Here is a 24,054-nt window from a genome sequence, read left to right on the forward strand (position 1 = left end):
CCGAGTGCCACCACTAAATCCAAAGTATGAGTGTAATCCGGTATCGAAGAACAATTCATTACTCTGAACAAGTGGCAAAGTTAATACTATTTCTTCCGTCCTGAAAATTTCTTGTCCTTTTTAGCCTCCGGGAACACAAAAGTCGTGTTATATTCCCCGTCAAAGGCGACAACAGCATCGAAACTCTTGCCCTGTTTGCTCTTGAACCCTTTGAGCAGCTTGGTATGCCCTTCGGTGAGCAGGTCTTTGATTTCATCGTCGGACAGGGTGCGTCCCGCTTTCAGCCGGAACACGGGCAGTCCGCACTCCGTGTTGTCGCAGCGTACCACCTTGCCGTAGAACCGCATCCTGCCCGTGCCACACTTGGGACACGCGCAGCCGGAGTCACGGCTGCCGAAGAGCTTGTCGCACGAGATCAGTTCGGAGGTTATCTCACGTGTGTACGCCTCTATCTCCTTGCGGAAGGTGTCGTCGGACAGTTCCCCGCGCTCGATACGCGCCAGCTCCTTTTCCCATTCGCCCGTCATGGCAACATCGGCGATGCGCATCGTCTTGACGACGGAATTGAGGGCAAGTCCTTTTTCGGTGGGAACAAGCGACTTCTTGCAGCGTTCCATGTAACCGCGCTTGAAAAGCGTTTCGATGATGGAGGCGCGTGTGGCGGGAGTACCGATGCCACAGTCCTTCATCGCCTGCCGCAGTGCGTCGTCCTCAATTTCCTTGCCCGCCGTTTCCATTGCCGAGAGCAGGGTGGCTTCGGTATGCAGCGGCTTGGGTTTGGTCTTTCCTTCGGTAATGGACGAGCCTTTCGGTGTCAGCGTGTCGCCTTCCTGCCAGCCGGGGATGGTAATTTCCTCTTTTTCCTCGCCATAGACGGCACGCCATCCGGTTTGCTTCACGACGCTGCCTTTTACGGTAAACTCCACTCCGGCACATTCCGCCGTGACAGTGGTCACATCCTTGACGCATTTCTCAGAGAATGCCTCGACCATGCGCCCGGCAATCATCTGATAGATGGTATTGTCCTCTTTGGAGAGGAAGAGCGGTTTCTCACCCGTGACGAGCAGGGCATGGTGGTCTGTCACCTTGCCGTCGTCCACGCTGCGGCGTGTCGGGGCGGCTTTTGCCCGCACCTTGTCTTTCCATTCGGGCTGTGTGCCGATGAAAGCGAGCAGTTTGGGAATTTCGGCAAACACGTCTTCGGGGATGTAGCGGCTTCCCGTTCTCGGATAGGTTATCAACTTCTTTTCGTAGAGTTTCTGCGCGATTTCAAGCGTCTGTTCCGCCGTGAAGCCGTGCTTGGCGTTGGCTTCTTTCTGGAGCGTGGTCAGGTCGTAGAGCAAGGGAGTTTCCTCCGTCTTCTCCTTGCGCTCGGCTTTCGTGACAGTGGCGCAACCTGCCGCCTTTACCTTATTATATAGTTCCATCGCCGGTTCTTTCTCTTTCCATTTCTCGGAGGATGAGAATTTCACGACTTCGCCGTCGCAACCGTCCGTTGCGATATGGAGCTGCCAGAATGCTTCGGACGTAAAGCGGCGGTTCTCCCAGTAGCGTTCACATACCATAGCCAACGTTGGTGTCTGCACCCGCCCCACGGAATACGTGCCGTGTCCGGCGGCGATGGATAACGCCTGTGTGCCGTTGATGCCCACGAGCCAGTCGGATTCGCTCCGCGCTTTGGCGGCGAGGTAGAGGTTGTCGTATTTGCTGCCGTCTTCGAGTTTCCGCAGTCCCTCGCGGATAGCTTTGTCGGTGAGAGAGCTGATCCACAGGCGCACGAAAGGAGTGGTGCAACCCGTATAGTGGTAGAGGTAGCGGAAGATAAGCTCTCCCTCGCGTCCGGCATCGGTCGCCACGATGATATGTTCGCTTGTGTCGAACAGTCTTTTGATGACTTTTATCTGCGACACCACGCCGCTGTCGGGCTTGTAACCTTTCTCCGTCCTGACCTGACGGGGGACGAGCGTGAATGTGTCGGGAATAATCGGGAGGTTGTCACGGACAAATCCGCGCACGCCGTAGCCGTCGGGCATGGCAAGCTGAACGAGGTGTCCGAATGCCCATGTCACGGCATAACCGCCTCCCTCGAAATATCCTTCCTCTCTCTTTGTCGCGCCCACGATGCGGGCGATTTCACGTGCCACGGAGGGCTTTTCTGCAATGATTGTCTTCATGTCTTCTTCTTTTTTGTTGATACTTTGGATTTTATTTTGGATTCAGTGGCGGACACGGGATTACATTTTCATGCCCTTGCCCGTTTTCTTCTGCGGCTTCTCCTGCTGCTGTTGCTGGCGGGCGTCCTTCGGGTTGGTCTGACCTTTCTGCAACGGCTCTCTCAGATTCTTTGTAGCCTCGTTGGTCTTGCCATCGTTGTTCACCGCCACCTGCGTGCGGCTCTCGTTGGACGGAGCAACCTGCTGTGCATTGTCAGGGTTCGTGTCGTAGCGGTACGGGCGTCCCTTCTCCGGGTTGAACTTGATATACATCGTGGCATGGAAGCCCTGCTTGTCGGTCACGTTCTCCAGCTTCACGGCTTTACCCGCCACATAGTCGGCTTTCTGCTGGTCGGTGAAGCTCACGCCGCTCCATTTGCTGATGGGGCGGATGCTGCCGTCCTCGTTCGTCCACGTGTTGCGGCGTTGCTCCTTCTTGGTCTGTGCGGCATTTTCCCCGCCCTGCGCCTGACTTTTCGATGTGTCGCCTTTGGTTTCCTGTGTCTGTGCGGTACGGGGCGACTTGCCGGTTCCCGGCACGAACTCCACGCCGCGCTGCTCCACGTTCACTTGCAGGGTGGTGACGAACTTTCTGCCGTCGTTGCGCTCGATGAGCTTGTCGCGTACGGGCAGTCCGGCGCGGAGCATGTCCCGCTCCTGCGTGGTGATTTCCGTCTTGCCGATGCGCTCCGGGATGCGCACCCTGCTTGCCGGAATGTCCGTGATTTCATTCGTCTTGCGGTCGATGCTGATGTAGGAGGGGATGATCTCGCCCGTTTCCCTGTCCACAATGTCCACGACCCTACCGAGATTGCCCGTTTCGCGGAGGTTCTTCCGGTCATTGTCGGAGAATTTGTGTTCCTTGTACTCATCCAGCTTCTGCTCCTTGCGGATGAAGTGCGGCACGAGGCTGATGTTTCCCTCACCGTCCTTCTTGAAGGAGAGGCGGGCGTCCAGCTCGAATGATTCGCCGCCGAAGGTCGGTTTGACCTTTACCAAGTCGGACTTGCCATAGTTGAGCATCTTCGTAAGGTCGCCGGACTTTTCAAGGTTGTCCCGCTTTACGCCCCATCTGTCCTCCAGCTCCTGCCAGTTGATTTTACTCTCGTCGATGGGCTGGTAGCCACGTTTGCCCTGCATCTGTTCGGATTTGTCCTGTTGCTGTTCTTTCCGTTGTTCCATGTTCTCCTGTTTTTGAGGTTCTTGTTTCTCTGTCTGTTGTGCTGCCATCTCTTCCTGCACCTTCTTCTCATAGTCGGAGGTGTCCACCTTGTGAGGGGCGAGCAGCTCCTTGTTCGCTTCGGGGTCTTTCAGCAGTTGCTTCATCACCTCTAAGAGATTTTCAGCTTGGTCTGCCGCAATGCGGTAGAAACCGAAGCGGCTGGGTTCCTTGCACTGCCGGAAGAAGTTCTTGAAGAAGTTGTCCAGCACGTCGCCATGTCGGTCGAATTGCAGGAAACTCTGCGCGTTCTCCGCTTTTGCGGGGGTGCGCTTGGGTGTGCCGTCCGCGTTCAGCCCGGCTACCACGCTGATCTCGCCTGTCTTCTCGTCACGGACTACCAGCACGTCCTTTTCGTCTTTTTTCTTTGCCATCTGAAAAATGTTTTAATGGGTTATTTATGAAAGAAATTATGGATACGAGCCTTGTAGAAGGCTATATCTTCCTTTTTGAAGTCCTTGATATGGTTGGAAAGGAATGTCAGCACGTCCTCCTCGCTGTAATAGGTCTTCTTGCCCAGCGTCTTGTAGGGCAATGCGCCTACGCTGCGGTAGCGTTGGAGGGTGCGTTTGCTTATCTGGAGCAACATGCACAAATCCTGATTGTCGAAAAGGCGGATGCTTTCCGTGATAGTGGGCTGTTTCCCCTCAGCCTTCATCGCCAGCAGCAGTTCGTCCTGACGGTCGAGCCGTTCCATCAGCTTCTGCATCCAGCCCTCGAAGTTGTTTCGTGTGAGCAGTTCCATGACCTATGTCCTCCTTCCTTTTGGTTTGCCGCCCGTGCGCAGCGTGTGGTTGTGGAACAGGGTGTCTATTGTCCCTTCCTCGTTCCTTACTGTGTTGTCCTCCAATAGCCGCAGTATCTCGGAAAGGCGGTAGCGGCAGCTTCCGCGTACCACCACATACTCGATACGGTGGTCGGTGCGCATACGCTGCATGGTGCGCTTGCTCACGTTGAGCATCTTCGCCGCCTGTGCCGTGTCAAGCAGCTTGTCTTCGGTTTCCCGCTTCCGTTTCTTCTCGTCCCTTGCCTCGCGGATGTACCCTGCGATGTTCGCAATCTGCGCCATCATCTCCTTGTAGGCGGAACTTTCCATTGTTATCACTTTCATGTTCAGTCCTTTCTTTTTGTTTCTGCGACAAAATTCGGCAATAAACAAAAGGGGCTTTAACAACTCACTACGTGACTCACGTAAGATTTTTGCGGAAGATGGCTCCGTAACCCGGTCAAACGGCGCAACAGGCAGCCTTTCAGCGGAAAACGATACGTCTTGTATGCCGTTTCGTTACCTTTGCGGCAAACTCTAAATGACATGAATATGGAAATAGTATCTATCGAGAAAAAGACTTTCGAGATGATGGTGGCGGCATTCGGCGCACTCTCGGAGAAGGTCGCCGCCCTGAGGCGCAAAAGCGACACGGGGCGCATGGAAAGATGGCTCACGGGCGAGGAGGTCTGCGGGCAGTTGAGAATAAGCCCGCGCACGTTGCAGACGCTGCGTGACAGGCGGCTTATCGGCTACTCGCAGATAAACCGCAGGTTCTATTACAAGCCAGAGGAGGTGAAGCGGCTGATACCGCTTGTCGGCACGCTCTATCCGCACGGCAGATGATTTGATTTATTCACCCACTGAATCCGAAGTTATGATGAACGAGAACAACGATGTTTTTACGATGGAAGACGAGCCGATAGCCTCTGTGGTGCAGGATATGCGCAAAGGCTCGAAATGGCTGTCCGCATTTCTGGAAAGCTACCGTCCTCCGCTGGACGGGGAACGTTACCTGACGGACGGCGAGGTGTCGGAACTGCTCCGTGTGAGCCGGCGCACCTTGCAGGAATACCGCAACAACCGCGTGTTGCCCTTCATACTTTTGGGAGGGAAGGTGCTTTACCCGGAAACGGGGCTGCGCGGGGTACTGGAAGCGAACTACCGCAAGCCGCTGGAGTGAGGCGGTTTCATGAAAAAGTAAACGGGTGACACCTTTTGTGGTGCTACCCGTTTACTTGTCTTATGGGGTATGTGCAATCAGCAATACCCGGCTTTTCCGTTCTGTATGAACATCACGTATGTCTGTCGTTTCTCTTGTGAGAGTGCCTTTCCCACCAGCCATGTGCGGAACAGGTGGGTGTTGTAGGTATTCACCCTGAAAGCGACCGGGATGATGATTTCAAGGGCGTACACGTCCGCGTGCAGCCCGTTTTCAAGCTGCATGTAGCGGCACACCTCGTAGTCGTTCAGCACGTCCGACTTGCGGACGGCTCTGATGGCGGCGTTCACTGCCGGGACGGTCGTATGGAACAATCCGGCTATTTCGGTGGCGGTCATCCACACGTCGTTACCGGTTACGCTGACTGCCTTGTCCTCGATGATGATTGTGTCACGTTTCATGGCTTTTCTTTTTAGATGGTGCAACCTGCAAATTCCTCGACGCCGTTCAATCTTGCGGCAAGGTTCTCCATGTCCTGATTGAGCTTCTCTTTGGTTATCTTTGCGTAAATCTGCGTCGTCTTTATGCTCTTGTGTCCGAGCATGGAGCTGACCGTTTCGATGGGAACACCGTTGGAGAGGAATATCGTCGTGGCTGCCGTGTGGCGGCTCTGATGCCACGTGATATGCTTGGTGATGCCGCAACGCTTGGCGACGGCACGGATACCGGCAAGGCACGTGTTATAATGCGGAACGGGAAATATCCTGCCGTCCCCGCACAGTCCCCGGTATTTGCCGATTATGCGGTTGGCGATGTCGAGCAGGCGGATGTTGGACACCACGCCCGTTTTCTGGCGGTTGATGTTTATCCACTCGTGTTCGTCGAAGTAGGTGCGGATATTCTCTTCCGTAAGGTTGCGCATATCCGCGAACGACAGCCCCGTGAAGGCGCAGAACAGGTAGAGGTCGCGGTACAATTCCTGTTTGGCGTTTTTCAGTTTCCCCTCCATCAGCAGGCGGATCTCATCTTTGGTCAGGAAACTGCGTGTTGTTTCCTCCTTCTTGATTTCATACTCGCGGAACGGGTCGCGCGTCAGCCACTCGTTGTTGATGGCGATGAATACCATCGTCCGTAACGGGCAGACGTACAGCCACACGGTATTGGTGCAGCAGTGCTTGTCCGTGCGCAGGAACATCTCGAAGTCGGAGATGAAAGCCGGGGTAAGCTCTTTTAGGGCGATGTCCTTCACATGGTAGCGGATGTCGAGGAACTCTTGCATGTGCTTGTAAACGGTGCGGTACTTCAGCAGCGTGCCTTTGGCTTTCATGCCTGCCTCCACCTGCTTCTCGTAGTCCTCGTTGTGCTGGCGGAACACCTGCATCAGCGTGTGGTAGCGGTGTTCCAGTCCGAGAAAGGCGTTCTTCACCTTCTCCGCCGTGACGAAGTTGTCACGCTCCATGATTTCCTGATAATGCCTGTTGATGCGTACCCGCATCTTGTCAAGCATACGGTTCGTTTCGAGTGCCGCCGTGCTTCTGCCCGTGACACGTCCACCTTTGGTGTCCCACAGTTTCGGATCGACAGTCAGTTTGCAGCTGAACTGTGTCTGGCTGCCGTCCACCGTGATGCGTCCCATGACGGGAACTGTCCCGTCCTTTTTCACTACCTGACGCTTGAGGTAGTAGATTACTGAAAATGTACTCTTCATTGTCCTTAATTTTTGGGTTTCAAAATTAGTTGGTGAAGAGTCCGGTGTTGGTACGCAAAACGGGGAGGAACGGCGCAATCTTTTTCCGTAACCTGATTTTTCGCATGAGTTATGGATAACTCACTATTCCTTAGAGCCTTGTTTCGCTATTCGTACCCGTTTGTCGCATTTTCGGGCATGGTTACGAACAAGTAACGTAGCGGCGTCAGGATTTGGCTTCGGCAGGGATTGTAATGGCTTCACGGATTATCGCCACTTCAACCAAAACCCTTGTAACTCAATTCTATCACTATATCTTTCCGCATTTCACTTTTTTGTAGTAACTTTGCTCTGCTAATCCTAAACAATGACGCAGAGAAAGATTATACATATCGACATGGATGCCTTCTATGCCTCTGTAGAACAGCGTGATAACCCGGAACTTCGTGGCAAGCCTTTGGCGGTAGGTCATGCAGAAGAGCGGGGAGTCGTGGCTGCTGCCAGCTATGAAGCCCGGCGTTACGGTGTCCGTTCCGCCATGGCTTCGCAAAAGGCGAAGCGTCTTTGTCCCCAACTCATTTTTGTACCTGGCAGGATGGATATTTATAAATCCGTTTCCCGTCAGATACATGAGATTTTCCACGAATATACAGATCTCATCGAACCTCTGTCTCTGGATGAGGCTTTCTTGGATGTCACTGAAAACAAGAAAGATATTTCTCTGGCTGTGGATATAGCAAAGGAAATAAAGCAGAAGATTAGGGAACAACTCAACCTTGTTGCGTCTGCCGGAATTTCTTATAATAAGTTTCTGGCTAAAATAGCTTCGGACTATCGTAAACCGGATGGCTTATGTACCATTCATCCGGAACAAGCCCTTGATTTTATCGCCCGTCTTCCTATCGAATCTTTTTGGGGAGTGGGGCCGGTGACTGCGAAAAAGATGCATCTACTTGGTATTCACAATGGACTTCAATTACGGAAATGCTCTCTTGAAATGCTGACAGCCCATTTCGGAAAAGCCGGCGCGTTGTATTACGAATGTTCACGGGGAATTGACGAACGCCCTGTCGAAGCAATTCGTATCCGTAAATCCATCGGCTGCGAACGTACATTGGAACGTGATATTTCAGCCCATTCATCAGTTATAATCGAATTATATCACGTTGCAGTAGAGCTGATTGAGCGTCTTCAGCGAAAAGACTTCAAAGGGAATACACTTACCTTGAAAATCAAGTTTCATGATTTTAGTCAGATAACCCGAAGTTTGACTCAATCGCAGGAATTAACGACTTTAGACCGAATACTTCCATTGGCAAAGGAACTACTTAAAAGCGTGGAATACGAGCAACATCCAATCCGGCTCATCGGCCTTTCTGTCTCCAATCCAAGAGAGGAAGCCGATGAACAACACGGTGTTTGGGAACAGTTGAGCTTTGAATTTAGCGATTGGGATTGAGGGCGAAGAGGAGGAAGAAATAGAGGGATGAAGAGGAAAGAGTAGGGGATGAAAAAATGGGAATCAACGAATGAAAAAAGGAAGAGAATAGAATGTCAAAACAGAGCCTCTATTTGCACTAAACAGAGCCTCTATTTGAAGTAAACAGAACCTCTATTTTCCCCAAACAGAGCCTCTGTTTTTCCGAAATGAGTCCCCGGTTTCTGTATGACTTAAATCGTTCTTACTATGACTTAAAAGCCTAAAATATAGCAATTATGAGTACTATTTTTGCCGTCTGTACTTTTTTGTCATCAGGTTCGTATGATTTACTCACCTCATTTTTCTTCAGATACACTATCTTTGCAATACTTAAATGAATGAAAATACCATGACTCGAATGAAACATTTGCTTTGTGTTTTTCTGGTAGCAGCTTTGGGGAGTTTCTCTTTCAAGGCAAACGCTTATACCGAACGCAATATGCTGCAAAAAGCGGCTGACGAGACTACGTTGAAAAACGTGTTAATAATGAAACAGGCTTGGGTGCCTTATCCTGCTTATACCGATCGTGCCGCCTGGGATTCCCTGATGGGACCCAACAAACAACGTCTCATCGAAGCCGGCGAAAAACTCCTCGACTATAAGTGGCAACTGATACCTGCCACTGCCTATCTGGAATACGAACGTAGCGGTAACCGTAAAATAATGGAAGTTCCTTATGACGCCAACCGCCAGGCACTTAACGCCTTGATGCTTGCCGAGCTGGCCGAAGGAAAAGGACGTTTTATCGACCAATTACTGAACGGAGCATATATGAGCTGTGAAATGAATTCATGGGTTCTATCCGCACACTTGCCGCGCCAGAGCAGTAAACGTTCACTTCCCGACTTCCGCGAACAGATTATCGACCTCGGTTCAGGCGGATACGGAGCATTAATGGCTTGGGTACACTATTTCTTCCGCAAACCATTCGACAAAATCAATCCTGTGGTATCTTTGCAAATGCGTAAAGCAATCAAAGAACGTATTCTCGATCCGTATATGAACGACGACGAAATGTGGTGGATGGCTTTTAACTGGAAACCGGGAGAAATCATCAACAACTGGAATCCCTGGTGTAACTCCAATGCCCTGCAATGTTTCTTACTGATGGAGAACAATAAGGATAAGTTGGCGAAAGCTGTTTATCGCTCCATGCAGTCAGTCGATAAGTTTATCAACTTTGTGAAATCCGATGGTGCCTGTGAGGAGGGAACCTCTTACTGGGGACATGCCGCCGGAAAGCTCTATGACTATTTGCAGATACTCTCTGATGGCACAGGCGGTAAATTGTCTCTGTTCAATGAACCGATGATTCGCCGGATGGGAGAATATATGTCCCGTTCATACGTGGGCAATGGCTGGGTGGTGAATTTTGCTGATGCATCGGCACAAGGGGGGGGCGATCCTTTGTTAATCTATCGGTACGGTAAAGCTGTAAACAGCGATGAAATGATGCATTTTGCCGCATACCTGTTGAATGGAAGAAAACCGTATGCTACCATGGGCAACGATGCTTTTCGTTCGCTTCAATCTCTACTTTGCTGTAATGAGCTGGCAAAAGCAACTCCGAAACATGATATGCCGGATGTAACCTGGTATCCCGAAACGGAATTCTGTTATATGAAGAACAAGAACGGTATGTTTGTTGCCGCTAAAGGCGGATTTAATAACGAAAGCCATAACCACAACGATGTAGGAACCTTTTCTTTATACGTAAATACAATTCCTGTGATTATTGATGCCGGTGTAGGTACATATACCAAACAGACGTTCGGTAAAGACCGCTATACCATCTGGACCATGCAGAGCAACTATCATAACTTGCCGATGATTAACGGAGTACCGCAGAAATTCGGGCAGGAGTATAAAGCTACCAATACCGTTTGCAATGAGAAGGAACGGATGTTCTCTACGGATATAGCTACTGCTTATCCGGCAGAAGCGAAAGTGAAAAGTTGGGTTCGCTCTTATGCTCTTGATGATAAAAAACTCATTATTGGTGATAATTATACGTTGGATGAGGCTATTGCTCCTAATCAAATGAATTTTTTAACTTGGGGCAATGTGACTTTCCCTTCAGCCGGAAAAATCCGTATCGAAGTAAAGGGACAAAAGGTGGAAATGAACTATCCGTCGCAGTTTAAAGCTGAACTGGAAACAATCAAACTGGATGATCCGCGCCTGTCTAACGTATGGGGCAAAGAGATTTACCGTATCACACTAAAGACTGAAGAAAAGAAAGTGACTGGTAAATATGGATTTGTTATTCAACAAGTGAAGTAGGATGAAATAGATTTTTAAAGCTAGAAAAAATAAAGTATAAACAATTAAATCACAGTAAGATGAAAAAAGTATTATTTGCCGGCCTTTTGGTCCTTGCAGGAGTAAGCGTAAGTGCGCAGAACCTGATAAAAAACGAAAAATTCGCCACTGAAGTGAAGACTAAAGTGACTAATGCCAACAAAGCTACCGCAGGAGAGTGGTTTATCATGAATAATGAAGCTGACGGTGTAACTACTATTGCTTGGGAAGAAACAGGAGATGCCAAATATCCGAATGCAATGAAATTGGATAACTCCGGTGCCGAAAAGAATCTCTCTTGGTATAAAGCTTTCCTGGGACAACGTATTACCGATGGTTTGGACAAAGGTATCTATGTTCTTACTTTCTATGCAAAAGCTAAAGAAGCAGGAACTCCGGTCAGCGTATACATCAAGCAGACCAATGAGGAAAAGAATGATAATGGTAAGTACAATACTACTTTCTTCATGCGTAGAGACTATGACGCGGATGCTCAACCGAATGCTTCGGGTGCACAATACAATTTTAAAATTAAAGAGGCCGGTAAATGGACTAAAGTAGTGGTTTACTATGATATGGGACAAGTGGTAAATGCTATTAGCAGCAAGAAAGCAAATGCTAACTTGGAAGTGTCTGATACAGACGATGATGCTGCTATTCTGAAAGATTGTTATGTGGCTATTCTTTCCCAGAACAAAGGCGGCGTTGTAGAAATCAGTGACGTGACATTGAAAAAGAAATAAAGAGCAAAGGATTTAATATAGTAGGTTAACAAAAAAAATAGGGCAGTGAAGTAGTGATACTTCGTTGCCCTATTTCTTTTGTTATATGAATATAATGGAGAGTTCTGAATAAATAAATGTATGAAACAGCCAATCTCCCTTCGGGACTGATTTCATGCGATTTATTGAATACCGAGTTTCTTCTTCAGTTCCTTAGGCAGAGAATCTTTGTGTACCATCACACAGATTGTTTTAGCACGTACATAGCTTTCAGACATATTCAGATAACCTCCGGATTTGTTGCTATCCGCTCCCCAGGAATTCTTGGTGATATAATATTTAGTACCATTCTGATCTTTTACAATACCGGTGATGTGCATCAGGTGGTCGTCAGTTGTCACAAACTTCTCGTAACCATCCTGACGGATTTCCGGTGTTACGTTGATTTCCGGATAAGGATGTTCAAACTTGAACACTTCGTCCATTCGTTCGTATTTAGGCATTTTCTCAAAACGGGCACGGTCGGTAGTCGAGTAATCTTTCACATCCTCCACTTGCGGATTGATGGCGATTCCGTTCTTGAAAGAGAAACCCTGTTCGCTAACGTCACCATCCCAACATACGGTATATCCTTTGTTCAGTGCATAGTCGATAGCCTCGATCAGTTCGTCCAACGGAAGATTATACATCGGCTGGTTTTCCCAGTTGTCGGGAACTTCAGGTGAGAATGTCTCATAATAAGGCTTGTGAGTGAAACTAGTCAGTTCAACGTAATCATCCATATTCAATCCCAGACTTTCTGTGAAAGATTGAGGAGTATATTCTTTTCCTTTATAAGTGAACTTTTCGGGAACTTTACCCAGATAAATATCGAACAGATTATTAATAAGCGCATCAAATTGCGGAGTACGCTTTTTAGATTCAATATTTGCGTCTACCAATGCTTTGAGGTAGCGTGACAATGCTCCGTGATTGTGGTCTTTCTTATCGCCCGGCAATCCGGTGTACACTTCTTCCGGAACGATTCCCGCTTTCTTATAAGCGTTTTTGAAAGTGTGTGCCAAACTTCCTTCACCGATACTTCCTTTACCACGACGGAGATAATTGTCCTCCATCTGATTCATGTACTTTTGGCGGACGATAAACATTTCCGAGAGATCATATTCTCCTTTTCCCATTCGGAGCAGTTCCGACTCCATGAAAGAAGCGGTGGCAAAGCACCAACAGGTTCCTGTGGAACCCTGATCTTTGACAGGCGTTGCTTGGTGAGATACAACGGTTGTGAACTCATAACCAGGTGTTTGTGCAAAAGAGGTTACGACCAATATGAGGAGCGCAACCGACATAAATAGCTTTTTCATAATGTGTTTTATTATCTTTCTTCTGCAAATGTATAAAAAAAGCGAGGATACTCGAAAGTTCCTCGCTCTATTTATTATAATTAGTGTGTTTATTTACATGGCAACCTGCTGTGACAGCAGTTTTTGAAGTTTACCGTTTAATGTTTGGCACATGGCACCATTTCCCATTGCTTGATAGCGTTTAATACGGTACTGTAACATCATAATTTTTTCATTTGCATTCTTTTTCATAATTTGTTTCCTCTTTTTTTGCCCTCCACGTTTTGAAGAGCGGTTTTACATCTTGTTTTCTCTAATAACACTGCAAAGATACAAATTGTTTTCGAATTATATGCTGTAAAACATAAAAATCTTCTTTTCCTTTTGAATTTTCTTTTTATAAGGGTTCGAACACGGTCGATGTTACAAACTTGTTACAAAATTCCCGGATTTTCCCATCAATGACAATATTATTCTTATCTATCACATTTTTATGTACTTATCTAGGTATTCAGAAAATATTCTTCTATTTTTGTCAGTCAGCAACCTTATTAATAGAATAAACCAAACACTTATATGAAAACATTCACCCATCTTTTGTGCGTCCTGATTTTGTCGATTGTACTGTTTGCTTGTAACAATGTTCACTTCCTCAAAGAAGAATCCTACCAGAATCAAGTAGCTCAAGACTTTGAGCAGAAAAAACAGGCACTTCCTCATGGAGATTTATTTGCAATCTTTGCCGATTCTATTTTGTCAGTCTACGAGCGCGAAGCATTGATGTTTCTCTACGCTTATATGCCGATAGGGGATGTGACGGACTATCCGGGAGATTATTACTTGGAGAATGTCCGGTTGTCGAAGCAGACACGTGACGAGATGCCTTGGGGCAAAGAGATTCCCGATGAAGTGTTCCGTCATTTTGTTCTGCCGATCCGGGTGAATAACGAGAATCTGGATGATTCCCGTCGTGTGTTTTATGATGAACTAAAAGACAGAGTGAAGGGACTGCCGATGAAAGACGCGATATTGGAGGTGAACCACTGGTGTCACGAGAAAGTAGTCTATCGTCCGAGTGACGCGCGTACCAGCTCACCGTTGGCATCAGTCAAAACAGCGTATGGGCGTTGTGGCGAAGAGTCTACATTTACGGTGGCTGCGCTCCGGGCAGTCGGTATTCCGGCACGGCAAGTGTATACGCCCCGCTGGGCGCATACGGATGACAATCATGCTTGGGTGGAAGCATGGGCGGATGGACATTGGTATTTCTTCGGAGCCTGTGAACCGGAACCGGTTTTGAACTTGGGATGGTTTAATTCCCCTGCCAGTCGGGGAATGTTGATGCATACCAAGGTTTTCGGACGTTACAACGGTCCGGAAGAGATCATGCTTGAGACACCGAATTATACAGAAATTAATGTGATTGATAATTATGCCCCTACTGCCAAAGCTATCGTAACGGTGGCGGATGCCGACGGCCAACCGGTAGCAGATGCCAAAGTCGAATTTAAGATATACAATTATGCGGAGTTCTATACAGTAGCCACGAAATATACAGATGCAGAAGGGAAAGCCAGCCTGACTGCCGGTAAAGGAGATATGTTGGTTTGGGCATCCCGCAACGGACAATTTGGTTATGCCAAAATCTCATTTGGAAAAGATGATGCACTGCAACTTTCTTTAAATAGGAAAGAAGGTGAAGCCTATTCCTTGCCAATGGATCTTGTACCTCCGGTGGAAGGAGCGAATATTCCCGAAGTCACTCCCGAACAACGGGCGGAAAATGATCGGCGGATGGCGCAGGAAGATTCAATCCGCAATGCGTATGTAGCAACAATGATGACGGAAAAACAGACCAAAGAGTGGATAGATAAACTATATGGAAATACCTTACAATCGGAAAAGAAAGAAAAATTAGTAAACTTCCTGGTTGCTTCGCGAGGAAACCACCAAACCTTGAAAGACTTCCTTTCGCCTATCCGAAAAGAGAAAGACGCTGTTTCATGGGAAGAAATACGGGCTATATGGATATTAGAGAGTCTTTCGGCTAAAGATCTCCGCGATGTAACTCTGGATGTATTGAATGATCATCTGCTGACTAATATTTCGGATTGGGAGAAGATAGAGACTGATTTATTTAAAAGAATGTACCTCAATCCTCCTCGTATAGCCAATGAAATGTTGACTCCTTATAAAAAGGTACTTCGTGAAGCCATTGAAAAAACAGTGTACCAGTCTGTGCCCGATAGCATGAAACGTGATCCCAAAGTATTAATAGAATGGTGCAGAAAAGAGATTAAAATCAATAATGAACTGAATTCCCAACAGATTCCTATCTCTCCGATGGGAGTATGGAAAGCACGGGTGGCTGATGAAAAGTCGCGTGATATATTCTTTGTGGCAGCTTACCGGAGCATGGGATGGGCGTCCGCTGCCTGGATTGATGAAGTGACCGGAAAGGTGCAGATTCTAAATGAAGAATTTGCAAAGGAAGATGTCAACTTCGATACGGCAGAAGCTGCACAGTCTCGAAAGGGAGTATTGCAAGCTACTTATACTCCTATCCGCTCTGTGGAAGATCCTAAATATTATTCGCATTTCACTCTTTCCAAATTTAAAAACGGCACATTCCAGTTACTTAATTATGACGAAGGAGAGACGGATATGGGGGATGGAACTACCTGGCGTAATTTATTAAAATATGGGAGAGAGCTTGATGAAGGCTATTATATGATGGTGACCGGAACTCGGTTGGCAAGTGGCGCGGTGCTTTCCAACAGTACATTTTTTACAATAGAACCCGGTAAGACAACCACCGTTGACCTTGTGATGCGTGAAAGCAAAGATCAGGTGCAAGTGATCGGCAATTTTAATTCGGAAGCGACCTATCGTCCGGTTGACAGCACTGAACAGCGGAGTATTCTACAAACCTGTGGACGTGGATATTTTGTAGTAGCTGTGCTTGGAGTAGGGCAGGAACCTACCAATCATGCGCTAAGAGATATAGCCGCTTTGGGCAATGACTTCGAACAATGGGGGCGTAAGATGGTCTTTCTTTTCCCTTCGGAAAAACAATACAAAAAATTTAATGCCGACGAATTCAAAGGACTTCCGTCTACCATCACTTACGGTATTGATGTCGATGACAGCATCCGCAAAGAAATAGTGCAGGCTATGAATTTGAACAATTCTATTCTGCCGGTGTTTATCATTGCAGATACATTTAATAGGGTAGTCTTTGTTTCTCAAGGATATACAATCGGTTTGGGTGAGCAATTGATGAAAGTTGTACATGGGTTATAGAAAAGAGGAGGTATACAATAATCGTTAATTCTTGCCCTAAATGCGTTTTTTCGGAAAAGAATGATTACGTTTGCAGCAAATTATGACTAAGTACATTTTTTGCATATTAGCATGTGCATTTCTGGTATTGGGATTTAGTAATGTTTCCAATAAAGAATTGCAGGGATTTCAGAAAAAAACTGAAACCTCGTCTAATGACATGCGATATGAAGCAGTGTCATGCTGTTGCGTTTCTTCTGCCGGCTTCGACAAGCCAGGTAAAGATTCTCATTCGCAGTTTGTTGACGAGACATCCACTTGTAATGTTAGTGACTGCATTTTTGACAATATCTCTTTTCCGAGAAGCATTGTTCCTTTCAAGAACCTGAAGTTCAATACCAATACTGTCATTATACAGATATTGAGCTCTCTGAATGTTATGCTTCCGGAGAATCGTTTGGGGCATACCGGCCTTGATGTCAATTACACTAAATATTCATGTAAGTATTACGTCTATACATTGGCGCATATTCTCATTTAGACTATATTCTGATCTTTGGGTAAGGTGAGGTGCCTATTCAGATCCTCCATCTACCATCATTTCCTTTATTTATTATCTTAGTTTTATTCATGTTAACATGGAAAACAAAGAATGTATTTCCTATGACTTGGAACAAAGGACGGATATTGATGTGTCTGTCTTTAAGGATTAAAATATTGTGTTCCCGTTGTGAAACGGGAGTTACGTCGTATAAAAGCAAGGATATTTGAATAAGATTATACAACCTAATTTTTTATATTACTATGATTCATTTATTACTATCTACTCTTGCGATGATGGGGCTTACGTTCCTCATCGGTTTTTTTGTCGCTGCGGTCATTAAGTTGATTGCCTATGCGGCCGATTCATTTGATTTTTATAGTTCCCACCGTTTGGAGCTACTCCGTTTGCGACGCTGGCGTCAGCATCGGCAAAAGGTGGAGAGATTAGTCCGACAGATTCCCATTGCAGATGAAGATGCTTTGGGAGATTTCCGTGAAGATTACAGTAAGGGGATCGACAGAAACTTTACTGGCTATTCCGGCTATTATCATGGCGTGAGTCCGGGAGCTTCTGAAAATAATCTGATGAATTATTATTATTCACAGGATACCCGCGAATTCTTTCTTCGGGAAGAAGAGCAGGCACATGTCAATAAAAAGAACTCAAAGAAACTTGCTAACAACAAACAATAAAAGAAAACTAATTTATGGAAAATATAGATTTTGCTACCTTGTTTCAAGGTATTGGTACAATGATGGCAAGCGGATGGGTGCTTGCTTCTGCAAGAGTTTTTTTAGTACTTCTCGGTTTGTTACTGATCTATTTAGGCTGGAAAGGTATACTTGAACCGATGGTAATGATTCCGATGGGATTGGGAATGGTAGCTATCAACTGCGGAACCCTCATTATGCCCGACGGTACACTGGGCAATCTCTTTCTCGATCCAATGCTTTCAGATACGGATCAATTAATGAATACTATGCAGATAGATTTCCTGCAACCTGTTTATACCCTGACGTTTAGTAACGGGCTGATAGCTTGTTTTGTCTTTATGGGTATCGGGACGCTTCTGGATGTCGGCTTCCTGCTTCAGAAACCATTTGCAAGTATATTTCTGGCTTTGTGCGCAGAGCTGGGCACTTTTCTGACAGTACCTATTGCTTCTGCTCTTGGTCTGACTCTGAAAGAAAGTGCATCTGTGGCTATGGTGGGTGGAGCCGACGGACCAATGGTTTTGTTTACTTCGTTGGCATTGGCAAAGCATCTCTTTGTTCCTATTACGGTGGTTGCCTATCTTTATTTGGGCTTAACGTATGGAGGCTATCCTTACTTGGTAAAACTGTTGGTTCCCAAACGCTTCCGCGCTATTAAGATGGTGACAAAGAAAGCTCCGAAGAATTATGACGCTAAAGTGAAACTGGCTTTCTCTGCTGTTCTTTGTGCTATTCTCTGTTTCTTGTTCCCGGTAGCTTCTCCTTTGTTTTTCTCTTTGTTCCTGGGTGTTGCTGTTCGTGAGTCGGGTATGAAACATATCTATGATTTTGTGAGTGGTCCGTTGCTTTATGGCTCCACTTTTATGTTGGGCGTACTGCTGGGTGTACTTTGTGATGCACATCTGTTGCTTGATCCGAAGATCTTGAAACTACTAGTATTAGGTATTGTAGCATTATTACTTTCCGGTATCGGAGGAATAATCGGAGGATATATCATGTATATTATTAAACGGGGTAATTACAATCCGGTAATCGGTATTGCAGCTGTTAGCTGTGTACCCACTACCGCGAAGGTTGCACAAAAGATTGTAAGCAAAGATAATCCGGACTCATTTGTTTTGGGAGATGCCTTGGGAGCTAATATCTCGGGAGTAATTACTTCGGCTATTATTACTGGTATTTATATTACGATAATTCCATATTTATAAATAAAAGTATAGCAGTGTTTTGAGATACTGTTGGTAATGATGCAAAAAAGAAATGGTGAACAAAAGGCTTGAAGGCTGTATGTTCACCATTTCTGTCTTGTATTAGTACTATTATGAGACGATATTTCATCCCTTGTCGCCATATTTATCCATGTAAAGCGGCATCAATCGTTTCTTTTACTCTTCGTATGGAAGTTACATTTCGTTCGTATTCGTTGATGTGTACCGTGCCTCCCATGGAGACGGCTTCATTTTTGAATATCATTTCGCTCTGAATACTTTCACGTGCCGAGAAATGAAACTCGTTGATTCCGGTTTCTGCGGCAATGCGCGCGATATTATTTTCATTTACTCCGCATCCGGCGAGTAATGTGATTCTTCCGGCAGCCTGTTTCTGTAACTCTTCTAAAAGGGGGATTCCCTGTTCAGCCGTAGGTTGCTGACCGGAAGTCAGAATACGGTTACATCCCAGTTTGATGATCTGTTCCAATGCTCTCTGCGGGTTACGGCATACATCAAATGCCCGGTGAAAAGTCACAGATAGCCCTTGAGCTGCTTCCATTAGTTTCTGCATTGCTGGCAAGTCTACTTCACCCTCTGCTGTCAGGCAACCGGATACCACTCCGTCTGCCCCTAATTTCCGTGCAATTTCAATATCTTTCAGCATTGTCCGGATTTCGATATCCGAATACAGAAAATCTCCTCCACGAGGCCGGATAATAACGTGCAGGCGGGTATGAGTCAGTACTTCCCTTGCGATGGCGATCTCACCATAGGAGGGCGTTGTTCCACCTTCCGGTATTCCGGCACACAGTTCCACACGGTCTGCTCCACCTTCCTGTGCGGCCAGGCAACTTTCCACTGAATTGGTACAAATCTCAAATTGATACTTTCCCATAGTCGTGTATTAAAAAAGGGTGAATTTCTTCGCCCTTGTATGAATCTTCTTTTGAATCGTTACGTTATTTAGCGAAACTTACCGCACGTGTTTCACGGATAACGGTAATCTTCACTTGTCCCGGATAAGTCATTTCATCCTGGATCTTCTTGGCGATTTCACCTGACAGGCTTTCTGTCTGCTTGTCGTCAATCTTATCTGCACCAACGATAACGCGGAGTTCGCGCCCTGCCTGGATAGCATACGTCTTTGTTACACCCGGATAAGCCATAGCCAGTTGTTCGAGATCGTTCAGACGCTTGATATAAGCCTCTACGATTTCGCGGCGTGCGCCCGGACGTGCGCCGGAGATGGCATCACATACTTGTACGATAGGAGCCAACAGACTGGTCATTTCTGTTTCGTCATGGTGAGCACCGATAGCGTTGCAGATATCCGGTTTTTCTTTGTATTTCTCGGCAAGTTTCATACCCAACAATGCGTGCGGCAATTCCGGTTCTTCATCAGGCACTTTACCAATATCATGCAGCAAACCTGCACGTTTTGCTTTCTTCGGGTTCAGTCCCAGTTCCGATGCCATCACAGCACAAAGATTGGCTGTTTCGCGTGCATGCTGCAACAAGTTCTGACCGTATGAAGAACGATATTTCATCTTACCGATGATACGGATCAATTCAGGATGCAGACCGTGGATACCCAAGTCGATGGTAGTACGTTTACCCGTTTCGATAATTTCTTCTTCCACCTGTTTGCGCACTTTAGCTACCACTTCTTCGATACGGGCCGGATGGATACGTCCGTCAGTCACAAGCTGATGCAGGGCCAAACGGGCAATTTCACGGCGAACCGGGTCGAAGGCAGAAAGAACGATTGCTTCCGGGGTATCGTCTACAACGATTTCAACGCCGGTAGCAGCTTCCAGAGCACGGATATTACGTCCTTCACGTCCGATAATACGTCCCTTGATTTCATCCGATTCGATATGGAATACTGTAACAGAGTTTTCAATGGCAGTTTCCGTAGCCACCCGTTGGATAGACTGGATAACGATACGTTTGGCTTCTTTGCTGGCAGTTAATTTAGCATCATCCATAATGTCGTTGATGAATGATTGTGCCTGCGTTTTAGCTTCTTCCTTCAGTGATTCTACCAGGCGTTCTTTGGCCTCTTCGGCAGACAATCCGGAGATTGCTTCCAGTTTATCAATTTCCTGCTGTTGCAGTTTATCGAGTTCTTCTTTTTTCTTGTCAACAATCACAAGTTGCGCTTCCAGGTTCTCTTTTACCGCTTCGGCTTCCATCTTTTTACGTTGGATTTCTTCCTGACGCTGGCTAAGTACCATTTCACGTTGCTTCAACTTGTTTTCCGCTTGCTGAATCTTCTGATTCCGCAATGCTACCTCCTTTTCAAGATCCGCTTTCTTATTCAGGAATTTCTCCTTCACTTCCAGCAGCTTGTTTTTCTTAATTACTTCCGCTTCCGTCTCCGCTTCTTTCAGGACATTGTCGTATTTGGATTTCAGTACATACCGGAATAGTATATATGAAAGGACTCCTCCTACGATGAAGCAAGCAATTGCTGTTGCTATTATTGCTATCATTCTACATTTAATTTAAGTATATAAATAAAAACGCACCGCCAAATATCAAAGCAATTATTTTTGCTTGGATATTGTGCAGTGCGTGGTTGTTTTATCTCTTATCAGCGAATAGCCGGTCGGGATTTATTCTTCCTTAAAATAATCCTCCAGCAATTCTGTCAGTTCTTTTACCTTCTCCACATAGGGGCTGGTATCATTACGTTGCATCAATTGCAGTCTCTCTAACGAGAACTGATAGGCTACCATGGCAATAATTTTTTCGGGTTCCAGATTTTTATAGACTTCCCGATACTTATTAAGCCTGATATTTACCTGCTTGGCGGCTTCCCGTACCATTTGTTCTTCCTCACGGTTGATGGTTAACGGGTAGTTTGAGTCTGCTATCTGCAGGTTTATCTTTATTTTATCGTTCATACATCTTCTTCTTATTCATTCAACAAAGCGATGCATTTATCGACTTCACGCACTAATTTTGACAATCGCAGCTTCGTCTCTTTTACGTCGCTGCCGTTAAGGCTGATTGCCGTAGCTGTTTTTAGGTTTGTATAGCTGACTTCCAATTCATCGTATTGAGCTTGTACCTTCTCGTTTTTCAGCTTTTCATTTTCGAGAAGCTTCTTCAACTCGGCATTTTCACGCTTTAGTTCATCGTGCAAATAAATCAAATGCCGTAGTTGCGTTTCAAAGGAATTCAATAACTTTTTTTCTTCTTCTGTCATCACTACACCAAAATTGTACACAAAAATACGATTAACTCTGATATTACAAAAACTTTTCGGGAGAAAATGTTCTTTTTCGTCTAAATTAGCTATGAACGGAGAGGAAAGTAGAGTATTGCATAGGAAGCAAATACAGACTGCTTATAATATTATGGTATATTTTAAATTAATGCGAATTAGTAATTGAAAATGAATTGTCATTCATTTTTGTACGATTCTGAATCATTACAAAATCGATTAAATTTTTCTACTGGGTATTTATTTTCAATCTTTCTATTTCTTCTTTCACCTTTTCTCTGTCTCTTCGATGAATAAGGAGTTTGCGGGTGAAGAGTAACAATTTCACCATCTCTTCACCTGTAGCGAGTAGTTTCAAAAATAGTTTCAAGGCTTGAAACAATCTGTTTCACACCGAGAAACACTTCGTTTCGCTACTTGAAACAAAGTGTTTCCCGCCTTGAAACTTTTAGTTTCAAACAAGGTTGAAACTAATTACGAAATAGCTTTACTAATTTTACTCAATGGTGGAATCTGGAGGCTGCAATTTGATTTGATTCACGATGAAGAGTAGGTGAAGGGGCAGCTATTCACCTACAAACTGCTTGTTTATCGGCCATACAGAAGAAAAGTGAAGGAGCTGGAAGAATTGGACGTATTATAGAGAAAGAGCATTGAATGATTCAAAACTGTATAAATCTGAATTCTTCTTTTTTGTTGGTATCGTATAAGATTACTATTCAGCAAACTTTTGTAACTTCGGTCTGTTTTTCAGGAAAGTATTAAGATATAATATCTGATAGATAAGTCATTAATATACCTCCAAACGTGGCGTCGATGCACGCATTTTGATTTCCGCATCCAACACGATTGAATGATTGGGAGATGCCGGATCTTTGATTTTCTCTAAAATAAGTTCGGCAGCTTTTTTCCCCATCTGGTACAAAGGCGGTTCTACTGTAGTCAATTTGGGATAGACTATGTTGGAAAGTTCGGTTCCTGAAAAACTGGCTACGGCGATTTCTTCGGGTATTTTTTTCCCAAGTTCCCTCAATCTGTTCATAGCTCCAATGGCCAATGTCTCCGTAAAAGCGAAGATAGCATTGAAAGGAATATTTCTTTCCACTAATATATCCGCAGCTTTTTTCCCTTCTTCAAAAGTCATACCGGTTTTTATCAGCATATTATTCTTATCAAAAGGAATCCCGAATTTAGCCAAAGCGTCTTTGTATCCTCTGACACGTTCTATGGAGTTGTAAATATCGTCCGGTCCCTGTATATGAACAATCTGTTTGCGTCCGCTTCGGATCAGACTTTCTACGAGAAAGAATGACTTCATATAATCGTCCACTATTACCTGCGGGACTTCAAGTCCATAGGGAATACGATCATAGAACACCATAGGCATTCCCGCTTGCTGCAAACGAGCATATTCCTCCTTATTCCTTTTATAACTGCAAAGGCAGATGATGATGCCGTCCACCATGAATCCTTCCATCAGTTGCAGGTTCTCTTTTTCTTTTTCCGGATCTCCTCCGGACTCTGCAATAATCACCTTTATATTTTTGGTGTGAAGCACTTCTTGTATTCCGTTTATTACTCGTGAAGCAAACGGTGTAACCATTTCAGGAACGATCACTCCCACGGTATTAGTATATCCGTATTTAAGGTTGATTGCTACAGGGTTGGGCCTATATCCCAATCTTTTAGCTGCTTCTATCACCTTTTCTTTCGTTTCTTTACGGATATTCTTGTCATCCCCCAATGCACGAGATACAGTGGAGACGGATATTGACAAATGTCGAGCGATGTCTTTTATGGTTATATACTTCATGCTGAATGATTGTTTAAATCAAAGCAAAGATATTGATTTCAAACAATAAATCCTAATATTGGAGTAAAATACGAATCCCATTTGCTTTTGTGTAATGCTTTTGTAACGTTTGCAGATTTTGGGAACGTTCCCGCAATCGTTTGCAGGCAAAAGAGTTAGGAAAAAACTTTTTTTCAAGCTCTTGTTCTTTATCTTTGTTACATCAACATGATGTCGAACTAAAGAAAAAGAACTATGAAAACACACCTCTTTTCTTATAAGTGCGGTCGAAAGCACATCAAAGTTTACCATCTATTTGAATTGGTAATAATTAAAGGATAAAAAACGGTCATGGACAAGAAAGTACGAAGTATAGAAATTTCGAAACA

Annotated in this window: 22 protein-coding genes; 9 read left to right on the forward strand and 13 right to left on the reverse strand. The window is 45.5% G+C overall.

From position 1 onward, the window contains the following. Positions 1-86: 86 nt before the first annotated feature. From topB to AB5217_RS20150, 4 genes are read right to left on the reverse strand one after another with little or no spacing between them, the layout of a single operon-like run. The gene (gene topB, locus AB5217_RS20135; protein ID WP_004291456.1) at positions 87-2,174 is read right to left on the reverse strand and encodes a type IA DNA topoisomerase; all 2,088 of its coding nucleotides are present in this window, start codon (positions 2,172-2,174) and stop codon (positions 87-89) included. Between the two features lie 60 nt (positions 2,175-2,234). After that, the gene (locus tag AB5217_RS20140) at positions 2,235-3,806 is read right to left on the reverse strand and encodes a DUF3945 domain-containing protein (RefSeq protein WP_004291455.1); all 1,572 of its coding nucleotides are present in this window, start codon (positions 3,804-3,806) and stop codon (positions 2,235-2,237) included. 20 nt (positions 3,807-3,826) lie between these two features. Then, a complete protein-coding gene (locus tag AB5217_RS20145) occupies positions 3,827-4,177 on the reverse strand; it encodes a helix-turn-helix domain-containing protein (RefSeq protein WP_004291454.1) in 351 nt (116 codons plus the stop codon). A gap of 3 nt (positions 4,178-4,180) precedes the next feature. Further along, the gene (locus tag AB5217_RS20150; protein ID WP_004304264.1) at positions 4,181-4,543 is read right to left on the reverse strand and encodes a helix-turn-helix domain-containing protein; all 363 of its coding nucleotides are present in this window, start codon (positions 4,541-4,543) and stop codon (positions 4,181-4,183) included. Between the two features lie 201 nt (positions 4,544-4,744). Here AB5217_RS20150 and AB5217_RS20155 point away from each other — a divergent pair, with 201 nt between their 5' ends. Then, positions 4,745-5,044: a helix-turn-helix domain-containing protein gene (locus AB5217_RS20155; RefSeq protein ID WP_004291426.1), complete on the forward strand. Its 300-nt coding sequence runs from the start codon at positions 4,745-4,747 to the stop codon at positions 5,042-5,044. A 31-nt stretch (positions 5,045-5,075) separates the two neighbouring features. Next, positions 5,076-5,381 carry a helix-turn-helix domain-containing protein gene (locus AB5217_RS20160; RefSeq protein WP_004291424.1) on the forward strand — a complete coding sequence of 102 codons (306 nt, stop codon included), beginning with the start codon at positions 5,076-5,078 and terminating at the stop codon, positions 5,379-5,381. 77 nt (positions 5,382-5,458) lie between these two features. Here AB5217_RS20160 and AB5217_RS20165 read toward each other — a convergent pair whose 3' ends face one another. Beyond that, the gene (locus AB5217_RS20165) at positions 5,459-5,821 is read right to left on the reverse strand and encodes a hypothetical protein (protein ID WP_004291423.1); all 363 of its coding nucleotides are present in this window, start codon (positions 5,819-5,821) and stop codon (positions 5,459-5,461) included. An 11-nt stretch (positions 5,822-5,832) separates the two neighbouring features. Next, the gene (locus AB5217_RS20170; RefSeq protein ID WP_004291422.1) at positions 5,833-7,068 is read right to left on the reverse strand and encodes a site-specific integrase; all 1,236 of its coding nucleotides are present in this window, start codon (positions 7,066-7,068) and stop codon (positions 5,833-5,835) included. 346 nt (positions 7,069-7,414) lie between these two features. On the opposite strand from AB5217_RS20170, the gene dinB reads away from it, so the two are divergent. From dinB to AB5217_RS20185, 3 genes are all read left to right on the forward strand, one after another. Continuing rightward, entirely contained in the window at positions 7,415-8,506 is a 1,092-nt protein-coding gene (dinB, locus tag AB5217_RS20175) for a DNA polymerase IV (protein ID WP_032843930.1), read from the forward strand. Positions 8,507-8,876: 370 nt separating this feature from the next. Next, positions 8,877-10,811: a heparinase II/III family protein gene (locus tag AB5217_RS20180; RefSeq protein ID WP_032843932.1), complete on the forward strand. Its 1,935-nt coding sequence runs from the start codon at positions 8,877-8,879 to the stop codon at positions 10,809-10,811. A gap of 59 nt (positions 10,812-10,870) precedes the next feature. Continuing rightward, the gene (locus tag AB5217_RS20185; protein ID WP_004304719.1) at positions 10,871-11,572 is read left to right on the forward strand and encodes a DUF4627 domain-containing protein; all 702 of its coding nucleotides are present in this window, start codon (positions 10,871-10,873) and stop codon (positions 11,570-11,572) included. A 161-nt stretch (positions 11,573-11,733) separates the two neighbouring features. Here the strand turns inward: AB5217_RS20185 and AB5217_RS20190 are convergent, their stop codons facing one another. Together AB5217_RS20190 and AB5217_RS20195 are read right to left on the reverse strand one after the other, a co-directional pair. Beyond that, entirely contained in the window at positions 11,734-12,912 is a 1,179-nt protein-coding gene (locus AB5217_RS20190) for an aminopeptidase C (protein WP_032843934.1), read from the reverse strand. A 93-nt stretch (positions 12,913-13,005) separates the two neighbouring features. After that, a complete protein-coding gene (locus AB5217_RS20195) occupies positions 13,006-13,143 on the reverse strand; it encodes a hypothetical protein (protein WP_004301914.1) in 138 nt (45 codons plus the stop codon). A gap of 324 nt (positions 13,144-13,467) precedes the next feature. Between AB5217_RS20195 and AB5217_RS20200 the strand changes: the two genes are divergently transcribed. The 4 genes from AB5217_RS20200 to AB5217_RS20215 all read left to right on the forward strand — a co-directional run bounded on the left by AB5217_RS20200 (position 13,468) and on the right by AB5217_RS20215 (position 18,638). Further along, complete coding sequence (locus AB5217_RS20200; protein WP_032843936.1) at positions 13,468-16,194, forward strand: transglutaminase domain-containing protein; 2,727 nt, start codon at positions 13,468-13,470, stop codon at positions 16,192-16,194. 82 nt (positions 16,195-16,276) lie between these two features. Beyond that, positions 16,277-16,714 (forward strand): hypothetical protein, encoded by a 438-nt coding sequence (locus AB5217_RS20205; RefSeq protein ID WP_008645296.1) that lies wholly within the window; start codon positions 16,277-16,279, stop codon positions 16,712-16,714. Between the two features lie 263 nt (positions 16,715-16,977). After that, a complete protein-coding gene (locus AB5217_RS20210; protein ID WP_032843938.1) occupies positions 16,978-17,409 on the forward strand; it encodes a hypothetical protein in 432 nt (143 codons plus the stop codon). 14 nt (positions 17,410-17,423) lie between these two features. After that, a complete protein-coding gene (locus AB5217_RS20215) occupies positions 17,424-18,638 on the forward strand; it encodes a sodium ion-translocating decarboxylase subunit beta (protein WP_004308326.1) in 1,215 nt (404 codons plus the stop codon). Positions 18,639-18,783: 145 nt separating this feature from the next. On the opposite strand, the gene AB5217_RS20220 is transcribed toward AB5217_RS20215, so the two are convergent. From AB5217_RS20220 to AB5217_RS20240, 5 genes are all read right to left on the reverse strand, one after another. Continuing rightward, on the reverse strand, positions 18,784-19,536 hold the full coding sequence (locus tag AB5217_RS20220; protein ID WP_032854779.1) for a copper homeostasis protein CutC: 753 nt from the start codon (positions 19,534-19,536) through the stop codon (positions 18,784-18,786). A gap of 64 nt (positions 19,537-19,600) precedes the next feature. Further along, a complete protein-coding gene (gene rny / locus AB5217_RS20225; protein WP_004313412.1) occupies positions 19,601-21,136 on the reverse strand; it encodes a ribonuclease Y in 1,536 nt (511 codons plus the stop codon). Between the two features lie 123 nt (positions 21,137-21,259). Further along, on the reverse strand, positions 21,260-21,550 hold the full coding sequence (locus AB5217_RS20230; protein WP_004304741.1) for a cell division protein ZapA: 291 nt from the start codon (positions 21,548-21,550) through the stop codon (positions 21,260-21,262). A gap of 11 nt (positions 21,551-21,561) precedes the next feature. Then, complete coding sequence (locus AB5217_RS20235; RefSeq protein ID WP_004304743.1) at positions 21,562-21,876, reverse strand: hypothetical protein; 315 nt, start codon at positions 21,874-21,876, stop codon at positions 21,562-21,564. A 787-nt stretch (positions 21,877-22,663) separates the two neighbouring features. After that, a complete protein-coding gene (locus tag AB5217_RS20240) occupies positions 22,664-23,686 on the reverse strand; it encodes a LacI family DNA-binding transcriptional regulator (RefSeq protein ID WP_032843941.1) in 1,023 nt (340 codons plus the stop codon). Positions 23,687-24,054 lie beyond the last annotated feature (368 nt).

The organism is Bacteroides sp. MSSM.1001136sp1_RTP21357st2_D2_RTP21359_211015 (assembly GCF_040913205.1).
Taxonomy (GTDB): Bacteria; Bacteroidota; Bacteroidia; order Bacteroidales; family Bacteroidaceae; genus Bacteroides; species Bacteroides ovatus.